At 69.2% G+C, this 19,929-nt stretch carries 20 protein-coding genes and 2 pseudogenes; 8 read left to right on the top strand and 14 right to left on the bottom strand.

Annotated features, from left to right (window positions below; all coding sequences use genetic code 11):
* Positions 1 to 18: 18 nt before the first annotated feature.
* Positions 19 to 2,334, bottom strand: a complete 2,316-nt coding sequence (locus Q8K84_RS01640; RefSeq protein WP_305279972.1) for a PAS domain-containing sensor histidine kinase — start codon at positions 2,332 to 2,334, stop codon at positions 19 to 21.
* A 97-nt stretch (positions 2,335 to 2,431) separates the two neighbouring features.
* Positions 2,432 to 3,214 carry an SDR family NAD(P)-dependent oxidoreductase gene (locus Q8K84_RS01635; RefSeq protein ID WP_305279971.1) on the bottom strand — a complete coding sequence of 261 codons (783 nt, stop codon included), beginning with the start codon at positions 3,212 to 3,214 and terminating at the stop codon, positions 2,432 to 2,434.
* Between the two features lie 55 nt (positions 3,215 to 3,269).
* Between Q8K84_RS01635 and Q8K84_RS01630 the strand changes: the two genes are divergently transcribed.
* On the top strand, positions 3,270 to 3,704 hold the full coding sequence (locus Q8K84_RS01630; protein WP_305279970.1) for a YkvA family protein: 435 nt from the start codon (positions 3,270 to 3,272) through the stop codon (positions 3,702 to 3,704).
* On the opposite strand, the gene Q8K84_RS01625 is transcribed toward Q8K84_RS01630, so the two are convergent.
* The 3 genes from Q8K84_RS01625 to Q8K84_RS01615 form a co-directional block, all read right to left on the bottom strand.
* Positions 3,701 to 4,564, bottom strand: coding sequence for a DMT family transporter (locus Q8K84_RS01625; RefSeq protein WP_305280038.1), 864 nt, complete (start codon positions 4,562 to 4,564; stop codon positions 3,701 to 3,703). The two genes, Q8K84_RS01630 and Q8K84_RS01625, sit on opposite strands and share 4 nt — an antisense overlap.
* Before the next feature lie 70 nt (positions 4,565 to 4,634).
* Positions 4,635 to 5,498 carry an SDR family NAD(P)-dependent oxidoreductase gene (locus tag Q8K84_RS01620; RefSeq protein ID WP_305279968.1) on the bottom strand — a complete coding sequence of 288 codons (864 nt, stop codon included), beginning with the start codon at positions 5,496 to 5,498 and terminating at the stop codon, positions 4,635 to 4,637.
* A 182-nt stretch (positions 5,499 to 5,680) separates the two neighbouring features.
* Positions 5,681 to 6,682, bottom strand: coding sequence for an NADPH:quinone oxidoreductase family protein (locus Q8K84_RS01615; RefSeq protein WP_305279967.1), 1,002 nt, complete (start codon positions 6,680 to 6,682; stop codon positions 5,681 to 5,683).
* Positions 6,683 to 6,875: 193 nt separating this feature from the next.
* Between Q8K84_RS01615 and rlmN the strand changes: the two genes are divergently transcribed.
* The 3 genes and pseudogenes from rlmN to Q8K84_RS01600 all read left to right on the top strand — a co-directional run.
* Positions 6,876 to 8,063, top strand: coding sequence for a 23S rRNA (adenine(2503)-C(2))-methyltransferase RlmN (gene rlmN, locus Q8K84_RS01610; RefSeq protein ID WP_305279966.1), 1,188 nt, complete (start codon positions 6,876 to 6,878; stop codon positions 8,061 to 8,063).
* Between the two features lie 68 nt (positions 8,064 to 8,131).
* Positions 8,132 to 8,560, top strand: a complete 429-nt coding sequence (locus Q8K84_RS01605) for a DUF350 domain-containing protein (RefSeq protein WP_305279963.1) — start codon at positions 8,132 to 8,134, stop codon at positions 8,558 to 8,560.
* A gap of 7 nt (positions 8,561 to 8,567) precedes the next feature.
* A pseudogene (locus Q8K84_RS01600) lies at positions 8,568 to 9,392 on the top strand (serine protease); the annotation flags it as partial.
* Positions 9,393 to 9,487: 95 nt separating this feature from the next.
* On the opposite strand, the gene Q8K84_RS01595 reads toward Q8K84_RS01600, so the two are convergent.
* From Q8K84_RS01595 to Q8K84_RS01585, 3 genes are read right to left on the bottom strand one after another with little or no spacing between them, the layout of a single operon-like run.
* The gene (locus tag Q8K84_RS01595; RefSeq protein ID WP_305279961.1) at positions 9,488 to 11,239 is read right to left on the bottom strand and encodes an MFS transporter; all 1,752 of its coding nucleotides are present in this window, start codon (positions 11,237 to 11,239) and stop codon (positions 9,488 to 9,490) included.
* Positions 11,240 to 11,272: 33 nt separating this feature from the next.
* A complete protein-coding gene (locus Q8K84_RS01590; protein WP_305279959.1) occupies positions 11,273 to 12,829 on the bottom strand; it encodes a response regulator in 1,557 nt (518 codons plus the stop codon).
* A gap of 35 nt (positions 12,830 to 12,864) precedes the next feature.
* Positions 12,865 to 13,275 carry a helix-turn-helix domain-containing protein gene (locus tag Q8K84_RS01585; protein WP_305279957.1) on the bottom strand — a complete coding sequence of 137 codons (411 nt, stop codon included), beginning with the start codon at positions 13,273 to 13,275 and terminating at the stop codon, positions 12,865 to 12,867.
* A gap of 117 nt (positions 13,276 to 13,392) precedes the next feature.
* Here Q8K84_RS01585 and Q8K84_RS17340 point away from each other — a divergent pair.
* Both Q8K84_RS17340 and Q8K84_RS01580 read left to right on the top strand, forming a co-directional pair.
* Positions 13,393 to 13,572 (top strand): annotated as a pseudogene (locus tag Q8K84_RS17340) (response regulator transcription factor); the annotation flags it as partial.
* 142 nt (positions 13,573 to 13,714) lie between these two features.
* Positions 13,715 to 14,047 (top strand): hypothetical protein, encoded by a 333-nt coding sequence (locus Q8K84_RS01580; RefSeq protein ID WP_305279952.1) that lies wholly within the window; start codon positions 13,715 to 13,717, stop codon positions 14,045 to 14,047.
* Here Q8K84_RS01580 and Q8K84_RS01575 read toward each other — a convergent pair.
* Positions 14,044 to 14,184 carry a hypothetical protein gene (locus Q8K84_RS01575; protein ID WP_305279950.1) on the bottom strand — a complete coding sequence of 47 codons (141 nt, stop codon included), beginning with the start codon at positions 14,182 to 14,184 and terminating at the stop codon, positions 14,044 to 14,046. The genes Q8K84_RS01580 and Q8K84_RS01575 overlap by 4 nt on opposite strands.
* A gap of 79 nt (positions 14,185 to 14,263) precedes the next feature.
* Here Q8K84_RS01575 and Q8K84_RS01570 point away from each other — a divergent pair, with 79 nt between their 5' ends.
* Together Q8K84_RS01570 and Q8K84_RS01565 are read left to right on the top strand one after the other, a co-directional pair.
* The gene (locus Q8K84_RS01570; protein ID WP_305279948.1) at positions 14,264 to 14,620 is read left to right on the top strand and encodes a hypothetical protein; all 357 of its coding nucleotides are present in this window, start codon (positions 14,264 to 14,266) and stop codon (positions 14,618 to 14,620) included.
* Between the two features lie 132 nt (positions 14,621 to 14,752).
* Positions 14,753 to 15,157 (top strand): hypothetical protein, encoded by a 405-nt coding sequence (locus Q8K84_RS01565; RefSeq protein ID WP_305279946.1) that lies wholly within the window; start codon positions 14,753 to 14,755, stop codon positions 15,155 to 15,157.
* On the opposite strand, the gene Q8K84_RS01560 is transcribed toward Q8K84_RS01565, so the two are convergent.
* From Q8K84_RS01560 to rsmI, 5 genes are all read right to left on the bottom strand, one after another.
* Entirely contained in the window at positions 15,112 to 16,644 is a 1,533-nt protein-coding gene (locus Q8K84_RS01560; RefSeq protein ID WP_305279944.1) for a YifB family Mg chelatase-like AAA ATPase, read from the bottom strand. The two genes, Q8K84_RS01565 and Q8K84_RS01560, sit on opposite strands and share 46 nt — an antisense overlap.
* Before the next feature lie 165 nt (positions 16,645 to 16,809).
* Positions 16,810 to 17,757, bottom strand: a complete 948-nt coding sequence (gene gshB / locus Q8K84_RS01555) for a glutathione synthase (RefSeq protein ID WP_305279940.1) — start codon at positions 17,755 to 17,757, stop codon at positions 16,810 to 16,812.
* 69 nt (positions 17,758 to 17,826) lie between these two features.
* Positions 17,827 to 18,645, bottom strand: a complete 819-nt coding sequence (locus tag Q8K84_RS01550) for a SirB1 family protein (RefSeq protein WP_305279938.1) — start codon at positions 18,643 to 18,645, stop codon at positions 17,827 to 17,829.
* Positions 18,646 to 18,655: 10 nt separating this feature from the next.
* Positions 18,656 to 19,054 carry a YraN family protein gene (locus Q8K84_RS01545; RefSeq protein WP_305279937.1) on the bottom strand — a complete coding sequence of 133 codons (399 nt, stop codon included), beginning with the start codon at positions 19,052 to 19,054 and terminating at the stop codon, positions 18,656 to 18,658.
* The gene (gene rsmI, locus Q8K84_RS01540; RefSeq protein WP_305279934.1) at positions 19,041 to 19,925 is read right to left on the bottom strand and encodes a 16S rRNA (cytidine(1402)-2'-O)-methyltransferase; all 885 of its coding nucleotides are present in this window, start codon (positions 19,923 to 19,925) and stop codon (positions 19,041 to 19,043) included. Before rsmI ends, Q8K84_RS01545 begins: the two co-directional genes overlap by 14 nt.
* Between the last annotated feature and the right edge of the window lie 4 nt (positions 19,926 to 19,929).

The following is a 19,929-nucleotide window of genomic DNA, read 5'->3' as shown; positions in this document are numbered from 1 at the left end:
CGCCTTTGAGACAGGCGCTCAGGCCGCGCCGGCGGCCTGGCGCACCACGGCGCTGAGTTGTTCGGCGCGGAAGGGCTTTCGCAGGATGGGCCAGGCTTCGGCCTCGTCGGGATCATCCAGGGTCTCGCCGCTATAGCCAGTGGTCAGCACCACGGGCAGGGCCGGGTGGATCGCTCTCAAGCGCCGGGCGAGATCAACCCCGCTGACCCCGCCAGGCATGACAATGTCCGACAGGACCAGATCGAAGTCTGCGTTCTGACCCAGGCGCTGCAGCGCCTCCATCCCGTTGATCGCGGTCTCCACCTGGCAACCCATTTCGTCCAGGAGGCTCTCGGTGACCGCCCGGACCGCGTCGTCATCCTCGACCAGCAGGATGCGCAGGCCATCCATGCCGGTCGAAAACACAGGCGTCTCCACCTCCGCGACAACGGCCAGGGGGCCATCGGCGGCCGGCAGATAGAGACTGATGGTCGAGCCCGCCCCAAGGGCGCTGCGAATATCCACCGCCCCGCCGCATTGACGGATGAAGCCATAGACCTGGGCCAGGCCAAGGCCTGTCCCCTTGCCTGTTTCCTTGGTGGTGAAGAACGGTTCGAAGACGTGTTCGAGCACCTCGGGCGCCATGCCTGATCCGGTGTCGGAGACCGACAGGCGCACATAGGGGCCGGCGGCCGCCTCGCGCACCTGCCCTTCCGCCAGCATCGTGCGGGCGGCCTCGATCCGGATCTGGCCGCCTGGGGCGGTGGCGTCGGCGGCGTTGACCACCAGGTTCAGCAGGGCGGCCTCGAACTGGGCCGCATCGAGCCGCGCGGCGCCGACCTCGGGAGAACAGTCGATCTCCAGGGTGATCGCCTCCCCCGCCGCCCGCCGCACCAGGGGCTCAATCTGTTCGATCAGGGGCGCTACGGCCAGGTTGGCCAGGCGCAGTTCCTGGCGGCGGGAAAAGGCCAGAAGCTGCCGGGTCAGCCGCTCCCCCCGGCGCCCCGCGGCCAGGGCCGCCGTCGCCAGCTTCGTGACCCGCGCCGTGTCGTCCGGGGCCTTGAGCATCATGTCCAGACCGCCGATGACGACGGTCAGGAGATTGTTGAAGTCGTGGGCCACCCCCCCGGTCAGGCGCCCCACCGTCTCCAGGCGCTGGGCTTGGGCGAGGGCCGCCTCGGTGCGGGCCCGGGCCTCCAGGCTGGCCTCCAGGTCGCGGGTGCGCTCGGCGACCCGGGCCTCAAGGTCCTGCCGGGCCTCAACGATCTCGGTGATGTCGGACGCCGAGCCGAACAGGCTGCGGACCCCGCCACCTTCGTCCGGCAGGACCGCGGCCCGGCCATGGACCCATCGCCAGGCCCCGTCGGACCGGCGCAGCCGAAATTGCGGCGCGAAGGGCAGCGCGCCCCGCACCGCCTGACGCCAGGCTTCCGCGACCCCGTCCCGGTCCTCAGGATGCACCGCGCTTAGCCAGCCGCTCTCGACGGCCTCGGCCGACTTCTGCCCGGTGAAGGTCAACCATTGGGGGCTGGCGAAGGTCCAGGCGCCGTCAGCATTGGCGACCCACATGAGCTGCGGCAGGGATTCGACGAAGGCCCGCACCCGCGCCTCGCCCCGGCGCAGGGCGTCCACCGTATTCCGCAGTTCCGTGACGTCCCGGAAGGTGACCGCCACCCCTCCCCCAGCCCGCAGGGCGCTGGAGCGGACCCAGTGTTCCTCGCCATCGATGATCCGGCGGACCTCGACGTCGTCGGGCTGATCCTGGCTGAGCGCCCGGCGCAGGCGCTCGAACATGTCCTGGCCGGTCTCGTCCGGAAACACCTCGCGCACCCGCCGGCCCACCAGACCGGGGACCCCGGCCGGGGCCATCCGATCGGCGGCGGCGTTGGCGTAGACCCAGACAAAGTCCACCACCTCGCCCGCTTCCCGGACGGGATCGAGGATGACGAAACTGTCCTTGGCCGCCTGTTGCGCGAGGCGGAACCGCTCCTGAACCGTCGCCCCCCGACGGATCGCCACCCGCAGCGGCTTGGCCAGGGCGACGGTCAAGGCGCCTGTGAGGACAAACAGGCCGGCAGACACTGGCAGGCTGGCCCCGGCCCTGGCCTCCGCTGGCCAGAGTGAGGCCGCCACAAGGGCGCTCAGGGCGACTGCGATCAGACCGCCCCGGGCGCCGGCGACGACGGTCGCGAAGATGATCGCCGGATAGTAGATCATGAAGGCCGGCGGCGCGGTCAGAGCCAGCTCCAGGACGCCCTGCGCCACGGTCGCCGCAGCGACCGTGGCCACGACCATCCCATAGGCGATCGCGGGCCGCTCGGTGGCTGTGGCGAAACGCTGGGCCCAGGTGGCCATCATTTGGATACGCACCCCCAGTGAGGGATTTGGCTACTTCAAGCTCGTACTGTGGCGCAACGTCGCAGCCGGGGAAACCCCGGCTGCGACCTCAGCCTTAGCGCGGCGGCATACGGATGGCGCCATCCAGGCGGACATGCTCGCCGTTGAAGTAGCCATTGCGGCACATTTCCACGGCGAGGGAGGCGTATTCCTCGGCATTTCCCAGGCGCTTGGGGAAGGGCACGGAAGCGGCCAGGGCGGCCTTCACATTCTCCGGCGCGGCGTTCATCAGCGGGGTGTTGAAGATGCCCGGCAGGATGGTGTTCACCCGAATGCCATCGTTCATCAGGTCGCGAGCAATGGGCAGGGTCATGCCGACGACGCCGCCCTTGGACGCCGAATAGGCCGCCTGGCCTACTTGGCCGTCGACAGCCGCGACTGAGGCCGTATTGACGATCACGCCGCGCTCGCCGTCTTCCAGCGGCTCCAGGGACAGCATGCCCTGGGCGGCCTTGGCCACGCAGCGGAAGGTGCCCACCAGGTTGATCTGGACGATCTTTTCAAAGATCGCGATGGGGTGGGACTTGGCTTCCCCGGTGGTCTTGTCGCGGCTGGCGGTCTTGGCGGCGAAGCCGGTGCCGGCGCAATTGATCAGGATCCGCTCCTGACCATGGGCGGCGCGCGCCTTCTCAAAGCCCGCCTCCACGGTGGCGTCGTCGGTGACGTCGACCTTGCAGAAAATTCCGCCGACGTCTTTTGCGACCGCTTCGCCCTTGTCGGCGTTCATGTCGAAGATGGCGACCTTCACCCCGTGGGCGGCCAGAGCGCGGACCGTGGCCTCGCCGAGGCCGGATGCGCCGCCGGTGACGACGGCGGCGACAGAGGAATCAAGTTTCATGGACGCTACGCCTCCTGATGCGTTTAATGATGCAATCTGAAACTGGCTTATCCTGATGATCGCGCGGCCTAAAGTATCACCCGACGTCAAGACTGACGGATTTGATCCGACCAGGGTCCTGGACCCGAAGCGGGCGCTTGTCCCGGCGGTGATCAAGGTCAATGAGGAGCGGGTCCGCCGCGGCTTCTGGCCCAAGATCGTGCGGACGGCTTCGAAAATTCCCTTCGCCTCCGACGCCGTCGCCGTCTGGTTCTGCGCCAGGGACCCCGCCACCCCCAGGGCGGCCAAGGGCATGATGCTGGCGGCCCTGGCCTATTTCGTCATGCCTGCAGACGCCATTCCCGACGTCCTGGCGGTGGTGGGCTTCACCGATGACGCGGCGGTGTTCGCCGCCATGCTGGCCCTGGTCGGCCGCTATGTGAAACCCCGCCACAAGGTCGAGGCCCAGGCCTTCCTCGACCGACAGACTCAGGATGGGTCGGAGCCCTAGAGCTCCGCCGCCGCTTTCAGCCGGGCCTTGCGGGATATCTGCTGCTCGCGCCAGGTGATGAACAGGGTGGAGATCACCACCACGGCGGCGCCCATCAGGGTCCAGATGGTCGGCAGTTCGTTGAACAGCAGGAAGCCGGCCCCGGCGGCGAACACCAGCCGGATATAGTCGATCGGGGCCATGGCGCCGGCGTCGCCGATGGACATGCCCTTGATATAGAAGCCTTGCGTCAGGGTTCCGACCACCCCCATCACACACAACAGGAAAAGGTCGAAGGGCTCTGGCCAGCGCCAGACGAACAGCGCGCCGGGCAGGGCGAAGACCAGGCCCAGCGTCGCCGACCAGACCAGCAGCACCATCGGGCTATGGTCCCGGGTCATCACCTTCATGCCAGTGATGGTCAGGGCGAACAGGAAGGACGAGGCCAGCATGGCCGCCGCGGGCCAGCCGATGGCGAACTCGCCCCCCGCCCCTGGCCGCACCATGATCAGCACGCCAGCAAACCCCACCAGGGCGGCGCCGATGCGCATCAATCCGACCGGCTCGCGCACGATGAAGAAGGCCAGCGGCACCAGCCACAGGGTGCGTGTGAACGACAGCGCATTGGCGTCAGCCAGCGGCATCTTCTGAAAGGCGTAGAAGGACAGGATCATCCCCAGCGTCCCCGCCGCCGAGCGGAACAGCAGGATGCCCGGCCGCGTGGTGGCGAAGGCCGCCCCACGACGGTTGATGATGAAGGGGATCAGGATCACGAACCCCGCCACCTGCCGGTAGAAGGTCTGCAGGGCCGCCGGATAGTCGTCGCCGAGGAACTTGATCAGCGTCGTCATGACGGTGAAGCCCAGCGCCGAGGCCACCATCCACAGGGCGCCATGGACGTTGGGGGCCAGGGGTGTCCGCGGCGCCTTGGTCTCGCTCAACCGCCCCGCCTCACGAGGCTGTGGGTGGGGCGAAGGGCGAATCCTCGCCGAACATCTGCACGAAGGGCGAGGGCGAATCCGTATCCCAGCTGTGGCGGCCGCCGACGGTGATGCCGCCATCCACCACCAGGTGCGTGCCCGAGACGAAGGCCGAGGCGTCCGAGGCGAGGTAGAGCGCAGCCTCTGCGATATCGGCGGGGAGGCCCGCCTTGGGCACGGGCTGGACGCTGGCGGCGCCCTGCTCCACCCGGGCGGCCATCTGGTCGGCCACCTCGCGCGGCAGGCCGAGGGATGCGCCGAAGATCGAGGTGGCGATCAGGCCCGGGCAGATGGCGTTGACCCGCACCTTCTGGCGCGAAAGCTGAGCGGCGGCCACGCGGCTCATATGGATGACGCCGGCCTTGGCGGTGGAATAGGCGATGGGGCCAAAGCCCGCCTGCAGGCCGGCGATGGAGGCGGTGTTGATGATCGAGCCGCCGCCGCGGGCGATCATCATCGGGGCCGCATGCTTCATGCCGAGCGCCGGCCCACGGACCAGCACCGAAAAGATCCAGTCCCAGCCCTCGGCGGTGACCTCGGTGATCGCCCCCATGCGGTCGGAGATGCCGGCGTTGTTGAACAGGATGTCGAGGCCGCCGAACGCGCTCTGGGCCAGTTCCAGGGCCGCGACGATGTCCGCCTCGGAGGTGACGTCGCAATGGGCGTAGCGGACCTGCTCGCCGAAGCGGGCCTCCAGCATGGCGCCTTTTTCGTCCTGGATATCGGCGGCGACGACCTGCGCGCCCTCGGCGATGAACAGCTCTACGGCGCCGAGGCCAATGCCGGAGCATCCGCCGGTGATCACCGCAACCTTGCCCGCCAGACGTCCAGCCATGATCCATCTCCCTTGTGGACGCAGGATCGGTCGCCGGCGCCTCATCTATGTGATCGATGATCACTAGAGCGCGTTTCGTAAAAGTGGAAACCGGTTTTACGGCTGAAACGCGCTCGGCCTAAAGAATCTGGCGCGACGGGCGGGAGGGGAAGCTGCTTCCACCCCCGCCGCCGAGATCGGGATCAGTCGACGGTGACGACCACCTTGCCCATGGCCTTGCGGCTGGCCAGGTGGGCGATGGCGTCGGCGCCCTTGTCCAGGGGGAAGCGTTCGGAGACATGGGGCTTGATCTTGCCCTCGGCATAGAGCGCCAGCAGATCCTTGACGCTCTGGGCGAAGGCCTCGGGATCCTTGGCCGCCCAGGTGCCCCAGAAGACGCCGACGATCTCGCAGCCCTTCAGCAGGGTCAGGTTCAGGGGGATCTTCGGAATTTCGCCGGCCGCGAAGCCGATGACCAGGTAGCGGCCTTCCCAGGCGATGGTGCGCAGGGCAGGCTCCGCATAGTCGCCGCCGACGGCGTCATAGATGACGTCGAAGCCGCCCGGACCGGCCTTGGACTTGAACAGTTCCGACAGCTGCTTCTGGCCGTCGCGGTCGAAGGGGCCACGGCCATAGACCACGCCTTCATCGGCGCCGTGCTTGATGGCCAGATCGACCTTTTCCTGGCTGGAGCAGGCGGCGACGACCCGCATGCCCATCGCCTTGCCCAGCTCAACGGCCGCCAGCCCGACGCCGCCGGCGGCGCCCAGCACCAGCAGGCTCTCGCCCGCCTTCACCCGGCCCCGATGCTTCAGGGCGTGGAAGGAGGTGCCATAGGTCAGGATGAAGGCTGCGGCCACATCATGGGGCATGCTGTCGGGGATGTGCCACAGGCGGTTGGCCGGCAGGGCCACCTCTTCGGCCATGCCGCCCCAGCCCGTATTGGCCAGGATGCGATCGCCCACCTTCACATTGGTGACGCCCTCACCGACGGCCTTGATCACGCCCGACAGTTCGCCGCCTGGCGAGAAGGGGCGCGGGGGCCGCGACTGGTACTTGTCCTCGATCATCAGCACGTCGGGGAAGTTGACGCCGACGGCCTTCACCGAGATCAACGCCTGGCCGGGGCCGGCGGTGGGCGCAGGAACGTCTTCGACAACCAGTGTCTCAGGACCGCCCGTCACCTTGCTCAGCACTGCCTTCATGTCGTTCTCCCGCGTCCGATTATCCGATTGGCGCGGACGCTAACCCAGGCCCGGCGGCGGCGGAAGGTCGCAGACGAACATTTGTTTGAGGCCTGCCGCCGCCGCGTCTTCCGTCGCGTCATCCGCCCATGAGTTGGAAGCGCGCTCGCCCTCGCCTATATTGGCTGATCTTCCAGACAGTGAGTTCAGACCCTTGGGCGTCACCCTCGATCTTTCGCGCGCGAAGCCTGTGGCGACGCCGACCCGGCCGAACCTGTCGGGGCTGACCCGGCCGCAGCTGGCCGCCGCCTTGATCGAGGCCGGCGTGGTGCGCCCGGACAAGGCCAAGATGCGGGCCACCCAGCTGTGGCGCTGGATCCATCACTATGGCCTCACCGACTTCGCCGCCATGACCGACGTGGCCAAGGAGACCCGGGCGGCCCTCGACGCCGCCTTCACCCTGGCGCGGCCAGAGGTGGTCGAGCGCCAGGTCTCCCGCGACGGCACCCGCAAGTGGCTGATCCGCATGGCGCCGGGCATCGAGGTCGAGACGGTCTATATCCCCGATGTCGGCCGATCAGGCGCGCTGTGCGTCTCCAGCCAGGTCGGCTGCACGCTCAACTGCACCTTCTGCCACACCGGCACCCAGGCCCTGGTGCGCAACCTGACCGCCGCCGAGATCGTCGCCCAGGTGCAGGTGGCCCGGGACGACCTGGAGGAGTGGCCGAGCCCCAAGGAAGACCGCCGGCTCTCCAACATCGTCTTCATGGGCATGGGCGAACCGCTCTACAATCTGCCCCATGTGGCCGGCGCCATCGACATCATCGCCGACAATGAGGGCATCGCCATCTCGCGCCGGCGGATCACGGTCTCGACCTCGGGCGTGGTGCCGGAGCTGATCCCCCTAGGCGACCAGACCCAGGCCATGCTGGCCATCTCGCTGCACGCCACCAATGATGAGTTGCGCGACGAGCTGGTGCCGCTGAACCGCAAATATCCCCTCGCGCAGCTGATGGACGGCATCCGGGCCTATCCGGGCCTGTCCAACGCCCGTCGGGTGACCTTCGAATACGTCATGCTCAAAGGCGTGAACGACAGCCCGGCCGAGGCCAAGGCGTTGCTCAACCTGATCAAGGGCGTTCCGGCCAAGATCAACCTGATCCCGTTCAATCCCTGGCCAGGCTCGCCCTATGAGTGCTCGGACTGGAAGACCATCGAGGCCTTCGCCGCGATTCTGAACCGGGCCGGCTACGCCTCGCCGATCCGCACACCGCGGGGTCGGGACATCCTGGCCGCCTGCGGTCAGCTCAAGTCGGAGAGCGAGAAGATGCGCGCCAGCGAGCGGCGGCGTCTGGACCAGGAAGCGCTCGCCCTTCAAGCGAAGGACGCACCTGCGGCCTGAACTGCTTGCTTGTAGCGCCAGACCTCGTGCTAACCATCCCCCTCCCGACGCCGCCGAGGTGAGCCGCCATGCCCCCCGACCTTCAGTCTCCGGAAATCCAGGCCTTCGCCATCGGTTTTCCCACCACCCTGCTGCACGCCGGCGTCGCGGTGCTGATCCTCTTCTTGGGGGCCGCGCTCTATGTGCTGCTGACTCCGCACAAGGAGGTCGCCCTGATCCGCGACGGCAACGCCGCGGCCGCCATCTCCCTGGGGGGCGTCCTGGTCGGCCTGGCCGCGCCGCTCGCCCTGTCGCTGAACTCCTCGACCTCCCTGGTGGAGATCGTCATCTGGGGGGTCTCGACGGTCATGGTCCAGCTGCTGGTGTTCAGGGTTGTGGACCTGCTGCTGCGGGGCCTGCCCCAACGCATTCAGGACGGCGAGGTCGCCGCAGCCGCCCTGCTGGTGGGGGCCAAGCTGGCCACCGCCCTGATCCTCGCCGCAGCCGTGGCGCCCTGACCGCCTGATGCACTTTCCCCGCCTCCCGGACTGGCTCGTCTACGCCGCCGTCGTCCTGGCCCTGCTGATCTCAGCCGTGGGCCGGCAGGAGAACGCGGCTGCGCCGCCGCCGCCGCCGCCGGTGCCGGGGGAAGAAGGCCTGCCCCTGGGGCCGGCCTCGCCCTTCGATCCGGCCGTGGTGGTCGAGGTGCCACAGACCGCAGAGCCCGGCGCCGGCACGGCCTTCGCCGTATCCGACGACGGCGTCTGGATGACCGCCCGCCATGTGGTCGAAGGTTGCAGCCATGCCGCCATCATGGTCGCCGACGGCCGAGGGGTGGACGCCGAGGTGTTCATCGATCCCCGCGGCGAAGCCGCCATCCTGGTGACCGAAGGCGGCGCGCCAGCCTTGCCGCTCGGCCTGGACCGCACCCTGCGTCGCGGCGATCGGGCCTTCCATCCGGGCTATCCCCAGGGCCGGGCGGGCGAGGCGACCTCCCGACTGCTGGGCCGGGAGAACCTGGTGGTGCGCGGACGGGGCGAGCGGACGGAATCTGTGCTCGTCTGGGCCGAGACCGGCCGCACCGACGGTCTGGCCGGCACCCTCGCTGGTCTGTCGGGCGCGCCGGCCCTGGACAGCGGCGGGCGGGTGATCGGCGTGACGGTGGCCGAGGCTCCCCGCCGGGGGCGCATCTATACGACGTCTCCGGAGACCGTGCTCACTGCCCTGACCGCCTCGGGTCGCCAGCCCGCGAGCTTCGCCGTGGGCGAGCCTGTGACGCCGGAGAACTATGGCCGGGTGGCTGACAACCTGCGCCGAGACCTCCGGGTGGCGCAGGTGATCTGTATTGCGCCCGGCGCGGCCAACGCCCGGCCCGGCCGCGGAACGCCTGCGACCATGCCGGCGCCTGAAGTCCTGCCAGACGGGGCGCGCCCCGAGGTGGCGGGTCAGGCCGGCGGCGAGACGGAAGCCCCCTCTGGCGCCGCCTCGAATAACTGAGCCTCTGGCGGCTTTTGGCGGGCGGCGACCATGAAGGCCAGGACGATGCCCACCACGCCGATCAGGGCCGAATAGATGAAGAACAGCAGGTAGCCAGTCCCCAGGGCGGCCGCGCTGACCCCCGACTTCTCCACGGCGCTGGCATAAGCTTCCGCCGGCAGGCCCGCGAAAAGTCCCTTGAAGGCGCCCAGGGCTCCGCCGGCCTCAGCCGCAGCGGCCGTGCTCTCGACGATGCGGCCAGACTGGGACGCCAGAAGCTTACCTGGCAGGGAATAGAAGGACGAGAAGACCGCATACTGGGTGGCCGTGAAGCCCTGGCCGGTCAGGCTGGACATATAGGCGATCAGACAGGTGCCCGCGAAACCACCGGCCACATTGTCCACGCCGATGGCCACGAACAGGGCCGGCAGCCACGCCCCCTCGATCGCCAGCCAGGCGAAGACAAGATTGCTCAAGGGTCCGGCGAAGGCGCCGATCAAAAGGGCCCGAAGCAGCCCGAACCGGGCCACAGCCAGACCCCCCAGAAAGACCCCCAGCATGGACATGGCCACCCCGAACACCTTCCGCACCTCGGCGATCTCCACCAGGGTGAAACCCAGGTCCAGATAGAAGGGGGTCATGATGTTGAGGACGAAGTCCGCCAGCCGATAGAGGCAGATCAGGGCCAGGATCAGGGCCGCGGTCCCGCGATAGCGGTCGAAGAAGTCAATGAACGGATCGAACAGGGCCGCTGACAGATAGACGCCAGGTCGGGTGCGAAAGCCTGGAATCGGGAAGGCCGCCAGGACGATCAGCCCGCCCCCGACCAGCACGGCGCCGACCTGCAGAAACACCCCCCAGGGACGGCTGGTCCAGGCCGCCACCAGGCCCTCACCCGCGCCGGCCTGACCGATCGCAGCGAGTCCCTGGGCCAGGATGTCGGCCGAACCGGCGAGCCCGGAGCCGAGCACCACCGCGCCAGCCAGCACCAGGGTCAGCCGGGCCAGCCATTCGGGCAGCTCAAGGCCAGGCCGGGAGGGCACGCCCTCCAGATTGATCGCCCGGACGATGTGCTGGGCCTCCCGCGGGGCGCCCAGGACGCCGGCGACCCCGATCAGCATCAGGGCGGCCATGACCAGATAGGAGACATTCCAGCTGTACTGCTGGGCCAGGATCAGCGGGACGGCGCCCGCGACAATGATCGCGATCCGATAGCCCCACTGATAGGCCGCCGCCAGGGCGCCCTGACGGGTCTCGCCAGCCGCCTCGATCCGCCAGGCGTCGATGACGATGTCCTGGGTGGCCCCGGCGAACGCCACCAGCACCGCCAGCAGGGCCATCATGCCAAGGTTCCGCACCGGGTCGCCGCCGGCCACCAGCCAGAGGCCGATCATCACCGCGACCTGCGCCACCAGCATCCAGGAGCGTCGATGTCCCAGGCGGTTGGTCAGCCATGGAATCTTCGTCCGGTCCACCAGCGGCGCCCAGAGCAGCTTCATCGAATAGGCGAGCGTCGCCAGGGAGAAGATGCTGATGACCTGGAGGGACAGCCCCGATTCCCGCAGCCAAGCCGACAGGGTGTCGAAGATCAGCAGGTTGGGCAGGCCCGAGGCGAACCCCAGGGCGAGCATGATCAGGGCCCGCCGCTCCCCATAGACGGTCAGGGCCGAAAGCAGGCTGGGCTTCGGCGCGGGCGTCTGGCCAGCGTCTTGGGTGTTCATGGCGTCTCCCCGAGGCGGGACGCCCCGCCAGATTCAGCCGAACTTGGCGCGGTCGGAGGCTTCCGTCCAGACCGCCTCGGCCATCGGTCGGCGAGCCCAGCGGGAAAGGACCCCTCGCAGGGCCTCCACAGCCAGGGGCTTGACCAGAAAGCCGTTCATCCCAGCCGCCATGCAGGCTTCCTGGTCTTCCTGGAAGGCGTTGGCCGTCAAGGCCACGACGGGGGTCTCGACGCCGGCTGACCGCAGCCGCCGGGTGGTCTCTTCGCCGGTAATGTCGGGCAGGCGCATGTCCATCAGCACCAGATCGTAGGTCCCCACCTGCAGCGCCGCCAGGGCCTCGTGACCGGTCAGGGCGTGGTCCACGCTGCACCCTTCGCGGGTCAGCAGGGTGCGGGCCAACAGGGCGTTGACGGGATTATCCTCCACCAGCAGCACCCGGGCGCCAGGCGCCGCAGCCGGGGCGACCCGGTCATCATCCGGGGCCTGAGGCTGGTCGGCGGCGCTGTGCAGAGCCGCCAGCACCCGCTCGGCCAGGGAGGCGCGGCGCAGGGGCTTGATGAGATAGCCGCAGAAGCCCGAGGCCCGGTAGCGGGCGATGCGATCCCGCTCCTCGGGGGCCAGCAGGATCAGGGCTGGACGGTCGAAGGGCCGACGCACCTTGCGCCCGGCCTGTCCCAGGGCATGGTCGAGCAGCAGGACGTCCTGGGGACCGGTGAGGGGCAGCAGCGCCTCCACCTGATCGGCGACCACAGGCTCCCCGCCGCAGGCTAGAACCTGGCGGCTGGCGGCCTCCCGCACCACGGGGTTGGCGGAGGCGATCCCCACCCGCAGGCCGGCCAGAGGCAGGACCTGAGCCTGGCTGCTCGCCGCCAGGGTCTCCAGGGGCGCTTCGAACCAGAACACCGCGCCGCCATCGGGGGCGGTCTCAACCCCGACCTCCCCGTCCATGGCCAGGGCCAGGCGCCGGGCGATGGCCAGGCCGAGGCCCGAGCCGGTGAGCTGATGGCTGGGGTCGGACTGGGCGAAGGCGTCGAAGATCAGGTCCCGGGCCGACTGGCTGACACCAGGGCCGGTATCGGTCACCGTAAACCGCCAGCGGCCGTCCCTCGTGGGGGCGGCGTCCAGCAGGACGCCCCCCTTGGCGGTGAACTTGACCGCATTGCCGGCGAAGTTGAGCAGGATCTGACGAAGCCGGCTCTCATCGGCGATCAGCACGGCGTCGGCGTCCGGAGAGGCCCAGGCGATCTCGAGGCCCTTCTCGTGCGCCCGGGGGCTGAGCAGCTCGCAGACCGCGCGCAGCAGATCCTCCACCGGAACCGGCGCGGCCCGCAGCTCAATCTTGCCTGCGCCGAGGCGGGCGAAGTCGAGCAATTCGTTGACGAGACCCAGCAGGTGTTCGCCAGAGTCGCGCATGGCGCTGACATAGGCCCTCTGCTCGGCGCTGAGCCGGGTGCCTTCCAGAAGGCGCGCCATCCCCAGCACGCCACTCAGGGGCGTGCGGAATTCATGGCTGAGGGCGGCGAGCTGGCCCGTGCTGATCCGTTCGCCCTGGCCGTCTGGCCCATCAATGTCGTCGGCTGGGAGTCCCATGGCGGGAGCCTAGCCCGACGCCGTTTAACGGGCCGTCAAAGCCCGCCGGGCAGGTCATCCCCACGGGCCATTTCCCGGGCGAGCGCCAGCAGCGCCTGTCGCGCCCGGGGTCGAGGAATGACCCGGTAGGCCTCCAGCATTTCCAGGGCGCCCGGCGTCATCAGGGCGGTGAAGGCCTCATCTGGCGCGGCGCTCTCATGGGCTTCCTCGCCCACCAGCCAGCTGACGGTGGTCTGGAGGGCGCGGCTGGCGGTCACCAGGGTCGAGCCAGAGATGCGATTGGCGCCCCGCTCATACTTCTGAACCTGCTGGAATGAGACGCCCAGCCGATCGGCGAGATCGGACTGGCTCATGCTGAGGGACCGGCGGCGGGCGCGGACCCGCGCGCCGATCGCCTGATCGATGCTGTCGACGTCCGTCTTCGCGTCCGGCTCCGTCAAATTCATCTTCGGCTCCATCTTGACGCTCAACCTCTGAGCGACCTCTTCTGTTCGGCTATACGTTTGACGAGGGGAGATGGACGCAGCCCCCCGCATAGCGTGTAGTGAAGCCATCCAGTGGGGATGAAGGTCATGAGCCAACAGGTGGAACTGCTGACCGTGCGGGAACGCGACTGCCTGCGCCTGGTGGACCGTCATTTCAGCTCCAAGCAGATCGCCCGCGAGCTTGGAATGTCCAAGACCTCCGTCGACACCTACTGCGACCGCGCCCGCCGCAAGCTGGGGGTCAACGACCGCTACCACGCCGCGCGGCTGCTGGCCGACCATGAGCGCGACGGCGACGGCGCGACGGGGTCTGTCCTGATCGCGTCAGGACAGGACACGGTCAGGACAGACGCCAGCCGAGGCGCATGGTCGGGTGGAGCCTCATCAGGAGGCGAGACCCATGAAGCACTGGAACGGCGAGGATCGGCGGGCGTCAGTGAACCGCGCCCTGCACCTCAGACGCGAGATCGAGGCCTTCGAGGAAAAGTGGCCGAAACCCTCGCCTCAGGCGGAGTCGATGCCGGGTTTCGCCTGGGATCAACTGGAGCGCCAGCTGACCGACCTGGCGGCCTCATCGGTCCAGGCCGAGATGGTGACGCATCTGGTCTCAGCCACCCGCAAGCTATCGGCCTTCAAGCCCCCGGAAATGGTGATGCGGGAGATCCTCTGTCTCACCTGGGTGCTGCTGGACGAGAATTTCCATCCTGGCGAAGCGGTAGCACCCGCGATCTAGGCCCGGGCGCGCGGGTCGGCCTGATCCTCGCCATCGCCATCGGATCGGCCCTCGCCTTCGGGGGCGTCCTGGCCGGCCTTCAGGCGCTCGCCACCCTGGTCTGACCACTTCCCGCAGACCTCTTCTCCCTGCGGCACGTCGTCCAGACGACCTAGAGCCAGCTCTTTTTTACATCATGTCCCCGGCGCTTGTGCGCCGACGGGAAGGAGATCCCCCATGCTCAAGCAACGTCGCATGTACGCCGATCAGGTAGCCGCCAGCCTCTTCGAGGCCGAAACCGCCATCGATGTCGCCCTCGCCAAGACCGCCGCCCTAGCTGGCGTCATGCCCGGCCTTCGCGCCCAGGCCGGACTGTCGGCCCTGATCGGACAGGAGGCCGTGGAATGGACGAGCCGGTCCATCACCGCCCTGGCTGAAGCCCGTCGGGCGGTGATTGAGGCGCACAAGGAACTGAGCCTGGCTCAGAAGCAGATCGGCCTGGGGGCCGTGCTGTACGGTGACGGGGCGCCCAAGCCGGCTGAACCGGCCCGCGCCCCCTCGCTGCGCGCGGTGGGCGACGTCAACGCCGCCTGATCCATCCCCCGTCCATTGAGGCCGGCGCCTTTGCTTGGTGGCCGGCCTCTGCCACCTTGAGGGGCGCACACCCATCGGGGGGCCCCAGCCCTGTACTTCGCCGTCCTTCCGCAGCAGATCTGGTTCGTCGCCATGGTCCTGGTGTCCGGCGCCGCGCTCTGGCGGGGCGGGATTCCGGAGAAGCGGGTGGCGGTGGCCAATGTGGCGGCCTGGTTTCTGACCCCCCTGGCCTATGACCGCGACCTTGCGGGCCTTCAATGGGGCGTCCTGGGCGTCGACGCCCTGTTTCTGGCCTATCTGCTGTTCCTGGCCCTAACCACGGATCGCCTGTGGCTGCTGTTCGCCACGGCGTTCCAACTGCTGGGCATTGTCACCCACGTCGCCATGGGCGTCGATGAGGGAGTTCCCGCCTTACCCTACCGCTGGGGCCTGGTGATCTGGAGCTATCTGACCCTGGGCGCCCTGGCGGCCGGCGCCTGGATACATCGGAGTCAGCCCGTCAGCGCCGGGGTCCCCTCCGCCGAGACCCGTCGATAGATCAGCGCCTCGGCCAGATGGACACGCCGCACCGCTTCGGACCCTTCAAGGTCGGCGATCGTGCGCGCCAGGCGAAGAGTGCGCGTCCAGCCCCTCGCCGTCAGCGCCGCCCCCTCGGCGGCCTTCGACAGTAGCGCCCGGGCCGCCGGCTCCATCTGCGCGATCGTCTCCAGCCGCTCGCCTGACGCCTGGGCGTTGAGCGGGGCGGCGGTCTCGCCGGCCGCGGCGGCCCGATCCAGCTGGATCGCCCGCGCCCGCGCCACCCGGGCGGCGGCCTCGGCCGTGCCCGCAGCTGGCGGCGGCAGGGCCATGTCGGCGGCGGTGACGGGGGGAACTTCGACCACCAGATCCATGCGATCCATCATCGGACCGGAAATCTTGCGCTGGTAGTCGCTCTGGCAGCGGGGCGCCCGACCACAGGCGCCGCGGCCCGGCCCGCCGACCCCGCAGCGACAGGGGTTCATCGCCGCCACCAGCTGAAACCGCGCCGGATAGCGGACGTGGGCGTTGGCCCGGGCCACCACCACCTCGCCGGTCTCCAGGGGCTGGCGCAGGCTGTCCAGGGCCTGGGCGGAGAACTCCGGCAGTTCATCCAGGAACAGCACGCCGTTGTGGGCCAGGGAGATTTCCCCGGGCTTGGCCTTCAGCCCGCCGCCGGTCAAGGCGGCCATGCTGGCGGAATGGTGCGGGGTCCGGAATGGCCTCTGGCGGGTCAGTTCTCCCTTGGCGATCAGGCCAGCCACGGAATGGATCATAGAGGTCTCAAGCAGTTCGGCCGCCGACAGGGGCGGCAGAAGGCCCGGCAGCCGTGCGGCCATCATCGACTTGCCCGAACCTGGCGGTCCCATGAACAGCAGGTTGTGACCGCCGGCCGCGGCGATCTCCAGGGCGCGCTTGGCGTTTTCCTGGCCTTTCACGTCCCGGAGGTCGGGCGCCCGCTCCCCCTCCACCACGGGCCCGGGCTGCGGCGGCGACAGCATCTGGGTTCCGCGGAAGTGATTGACCAGCGCGATCAGGGACGGGGCGGCGAGGATGCGGGTTTCGCCCGACCACGCGGCCTCGGCTCCGCAGGCCTCGGGGCAGATCAGGCCAAGGTCCATGCCGCCGGCCGCGACGGCGGCAGGCAGGGCCCCGGCCACCTGAACGATGCGGCCATCCAGGGAAAGCTCCCCCACCGCGGCCCAGCCGCTCAGGGCGTCCGGCGGAATGATGCCCATGGCCGACATGACGGCGAGCGCGATGGGCAAGTCATAGTGGCTGCCCTCCTTGGGCAGATCAGCCGGGGCGAGATTGACAATGATCCGACGCGCCGGCAGGGCCAGACCCAGGCCGGCGAAGGCCGCCCGGACCCGCTCGCGGCTCTCGGCCACGGCCTTGTCCCCCAGACCCACCACGACAAAGGCCACCGCCCCGCCCGTGAGCTGGACCTCCACATCCACCCGCCGGGCCTCGACCCCGTCGAAGGCCACCGTCACCACCCCCGCCATGGCTGTTCTCCCCGCCCGGCCATCGTCCGTCTGGATCAAAACCCACCCCAAGGGCGAGATTATCCACAGAGCCGCATCCAGGGCGGCCCATATCACGAACAAACATAGAACTTAATGGGAAGCTACGACAATCCTGAAATGCGAGAGGCGGCCTCCGGGGCTATCCTATGCCCCGGCGCGGATCGCCTCGACCCTCGCCCACATCAGATCGGTCGCGTCGATCCCGGTGAAGGTCAGCAATGAACGTGCGCCGGTGGGCGAGGTGACATTGATCTCGGTGAGGTACTCGCCGATCACATCTATGCCGACGAACATAAGGCCGCGGGTCTTGAGCTCTGGGCCGATAATATCGCAGAGCTCGCGGTCCCGGGCGGTCAACTCCACCGCCTCGGCGCGGCCTCCGACCCGGAGGTTAGAGCGTATCTGACCGGCGCCAGGCACGCGGTTGATCGCGCCGACGGGCTCGCCATCCACCAGCAGTATGCGCTTGTCGCCCTTGGAGACGGCGGGGATGAATTTTTGCACGATGACCTGCTCGCGGCCAATCGCGGCGTGCAACTCCAGAAGCGCGTCCAGGTTGGGATCATCGGCCAGCAGGCGGGCGACCCCCGAGCCGCCGTATCCGTGGAGCGGCTTGAGCACGATATCCCCGTGCCGGGCGCGGAAGTCGTAGATGGCCTCGATGTCCGAGGTGATCAGGGTCGGGGGCTGGACGCCGGGGAAGCTGGTGACGAACAGCTTCTCCGGTGCGTTGCGCACCTCGGTGGGATTGTTGACCACCAGGGTCTGCGGATGGATGGCGTCAAGGATGTGGGTGGCGGTGATATAGGCCATGTCGAAGGGGGGGTCCTGACGCAGCAGGACCACGTCCATCTCGGTCAGATCCCGCCGCTCCCAGTCGCCGAAGCTTGCATGGGCGCCCTTGACGTCCTGGACCGTGACCGAACGCCCCCTCGCCGTCACCCTGCCGCTCTCGAGGGACAGCTTGTCAGGGGTGTAGACCCACAGGCTGTGCCCACGGGCCTGGGCGCTGAGCATCATCAGGAAGGTCGTATCCCCCTCGATGTTGATCGATTCGAGGGGGTCCATCTGGACGGCGACCTTCAAGGCCATGGCGTGCTCCCGGTTCAACAGCTTCTTCGACATAGGCGGCGGCGGCGGCGAGCGCCAGAGCCAGGCGGCTCAGTTGAGCCGCAGCCGCACCCGCTCGCGTTGCACCCGGGCGGCCAGGGCGGCCCCGTGGTCCAGCTCGCCGGCCCTGGCCAGAGCCTCCAGAGCGCCGGCCAGGGCGCCCTGCCCCTCCCGGGCCGTGGCGACATCGAGCCAGGGACGATGGTCCTGTGGGTCGAGAAGCGCCCGCCGCAGGGCCGCCCGTTCGGCCCGGGGGAAGTCGCCGGCCGCGGCGGCGCGGGCGAAGACATTGTTCTGCAGCCGGATCAGCACCGCTCGGTCAGGGGCAGGCGCCATCAGCAGGTCGAGGCGGTCGGCCACATTGGGGGTCAGGCCTGTATGCAGCGCCCTGCGGGTCAGCTCCGAGGGCAGGACCACCCGGCCCTCGCTGAACGGGTCCAGCGCCAGGGGGCCCTCCGGCGTGTCGATGCGCAGGAGGAAGTGGCCTGGAAAGTCCACGCCCTTGACGTTCAATCCGCCACGCTCGGCCACGTGCAGATAGAGGATCCCCAGGGCGACCGGCAGGCCCTTGCGCCGGTGGGCGACGGCGATGATGTCGGCGTTGTCGGGGTCATCGTAGGTGAAAAGGTCTCCCGACAGGCCCAAATCCCCAGCCATGGCCTCGGCCAGGGCCTCCTCCTGGCTCTCCCTTCGCAGGCGCGCGGTCAGGCGCTCCACACCGATGGCGGCCAGGTCCCTGACCGGCTGGGGGTCCCGGGCGGGGTCCTCGTGAACCGCGCAGGCGATGGCCGCCTCCAGCAGCGGGAAGTCGGCGCCCTGCCCCAGGGCGCCGGCCTGGCCGATGACGGCTTCCGCCTCGTCTCGGGTCATGCCCACGCCCTCATGCGCCGTTCCAGGCGTCGGCCTGATGCTGCGGCAGGCGGCCCGGGGCCAGGGCGATGAGGTCCAGCCGCACCGGCAGGTCCTTGAGGCGCGGCTGGCTGGCCGCCACCGCCGCGCCAGCGCGGCGCAGGCGGGCTCGCTGCTCCGGCGCCACCGCCTCCAGGGCGTCATCAAGGGCTAGCCGGCTCTTGACCTCCACGACCGCCAGCACGCCGCCCTTCTGGGCCAGCAGGTCGATCTCGCCCTGTCGGGTGCGCAGGCGGAAGCCGAGGATTCGGTAACCCTTGAGCATCAGCCACACCGCCGCCCAGGCCTCGGCCCGGGCGCCGCTTCGCCGGGCTTGAGCGCCGCGGACCTGACGGAGACGTGGGGCCCGGCCGGGGTCAGACCTCCCCATGGGCCTGATCCGCCTTCAGCTCCAGCGCCCGACGGTAGAGGTCGCGCCGAGGCAGACCCAGGGCCCTGGCCACCTCGCCGGCGGCGTCGGCAGGCTTCAGGCGAGCCAGGGCCTCGCGCAGGGCCATGTCGGCGTCAGCCGCCGTCGCCTCCACCTCGCGGCCGGCCCCGACCAGGATGACGATCTCACCCTTGGGCGCCTGCAGGGCGGGATCGGCCGCCAACACATCCAGGGGGCCGCGGACCACCGTCTCATAGAGCTTGGTCAATTCACGGCAGACCACCGCCTCCCGGGGGCCGAAGACCTCGGCCATGTCCGTCAGGCACTCCCCCAGGCGCGAAGCGCCCTCAAAGAACACCAGAGTGGCCCGCAGGCCGGCCACCTCCTGCAGGAAGGTCCGACGCGCCGCGCTCTTGGGCGGGGGGAAGCCGGCGAACAGGATGCGGTCCGACGGCAGACCCGCCACCGAAAGCCCGGCCAGCAGGGCCGAGGCCCCCGGAATCGGGTGGACTGGAAAACCCGCCGCGGCGGCCTCGCGAACCATGCGGTAGCCCGGGTCGGAAATCAGCGGGGTGCCCGCGTCCGAGACGAGGGCGACCCGCCCGCCCTGCTCCAGGACGGCGAGGGCCTTGGGCCGCGCCCGTTCGGCGGCGTGCTCATCGTGCCGCTCCATGCGCCCGGAAATCTTGAACGCCGCCAACAGCTTTCCGGTCACCCGGGTATCCTCGGCCAGGATCAGGTCGGCCGCGGCGAGTACATCCAGAGCGCGAAGTGTGATGTCACGCAGATTTCCGATAGGCGTGGCGACGATGTACAGGCCCGGCGCCAGAGGCGCGTCGGACAGGGGGGGCGGAGCGACGGGATGGGCCATCGGA

The sequence above is a fragment of the Phenylobacterium sp. genome, assembly GCF_030679875.1.
In the GTDB taxonomy this organism is placed as follows: Bacteria; Pseudomonadota; Alphaproteobacteria; order Caulobacterales; family Caulobacteraceae; genus Phenylobacterium.
Note: the sequence above shows the minus strand (reverse complement) of the source record. Positions and strands in the feature narration are given on the sequence as shown.

Excerpts from the sequence above, each read along its gene's own strand:
- Q8K84_RS01615 (WP_305279967.1), bottom strand. The coding sequence starts at position 6,682 with ATGAAGGCAGTGCTGAGCAAGGTGACGGGCGGTCCTGAGACACTGGTT.
- Q8K84_RS01590 (WP_305279959.1), bottom strand. The coding sequence starts at position 12,829 with ATGGGACTCCCAGCCGACGACATTGATGGGCCAGACGGCCAGGGCGAA.
- rsmI (WP_305279934.1), bottom strand. The coding sequence starts at position 19,925 with ATGGCCCATCCCGTCGCTCCGCCCCCCCTGTCCGACGCGCCTCTGGCG.
- Q8K84_RS01565 (WP_305279946.1), top strand. The coding sequence starts at position 14,753 with ATGGTCCTGGTGTCCGGCGCCGCGCTCTGGCGGGGCGGGATTCCGGAG.
- Q8K84_RS01580 (WP_305279952.1), top strand. The coding sequence starts at position 13,715 with ATGAAGCACTGGAACGGCGAGGATCGGCGGGCGTCAGTGAACCGCGCC.
- Q8K84_RS01570 (WP_305279948.1), top strand. The coding sequence starts at position 14,264 with ATGCTCAAGCAACGTCGCATGTACGCCGATCAGGTAGCCGCCAGCCTC.
- Q8K84_RS01605 (WP_305279963.1), top strand. The coding sequence starts at position 8,132 with ATGCCCCCCGACCTTCAGTCTCCGGAAATCCAGGCCTTCGCCATCGGT.
- gshB (WP_305279940.1), bottom strand. The coding sequence starts at position 17,757 with ATGGCCTTGAAGGTCGCCGTCCAGATGGACCCCCTCGAATCGATCAAC.
- Q8K84_RS01640 (WP_305279972.1), bottom strand. The coding sequence starts at position 2,334 with ATGGCCACCTGGGCCCAGCGTTTCGCCACAGCCACCGAGCGGCCCGCG.
- Q8K84_RS01635 (WP_305279971.1), bottom strand. The coding sequence starts at position 3,214 with ATGAAACTTGATTCCTCTGTCGCCGCCGTCGTCACCGGCGGCGCATCC.
- Q8K84_RS01620 (WP_305279968.1), bottom strand. The coding sequence starts at position 5,498 with ATGGCTGGACGTCTGGCGGGCAAGGTTGCGGTGATCACCGGCGGATGC.
- Q8K84_RS01630 (WP_305279970.1), top strand. The coding sequence starts at position 3,270 with ATGATCGCGCGGCCTAAAGTATCACCCGACGTCAAGACTGACGGATTT.
- Q8K84_RS01625 (WP_305280038.1), bottom strand. The coding sequence starts at position 4,564 with ATGGTGGCCTCGGCGCTGGGCTTCACCGTCATGACGACGCTGATCAAG.
- Q8K84_RS01560 (WP_305279944.1), bottom strand. The coding sequence starts at position 16,644 with ATGGCGGGGGTGGTGACGGTGGCCTTCGACGGGGTCGAGGCCCGGCGG.
- Q8K84_RS01545 (WP_305279937.1), bottom strand. The coding sequence starts at position 19,054 with ATGGGGAGGTCTGACCCCGGCCGGGCCCCACGTCTCCGTCAGGTCCGC.
- Q8K84_RS01550 (WP_305279938.1), bottom strand. The coding sequence starts at position 18,645 with ATGACCCGAGACGAGGCGGAAGCCGTCATCGGCCAGGCCGGCGCCCTG.
- Q8K84_RS01595 (WP_305279961.1), bottom strand. The coding sequence starts at position 11,239 with ATGAACACCCAAGACGCTGGCCAGACGCCCGCGCCGAAGCCCAGCCTG.
- Q8K84_RS01585 (WP_305279957.1), bottom strand. The coding sequence starts at position 13,275 with ATGAATTTGACGGAGCCGGACGCGAAGACGGACGTCGACAGCATCGAT.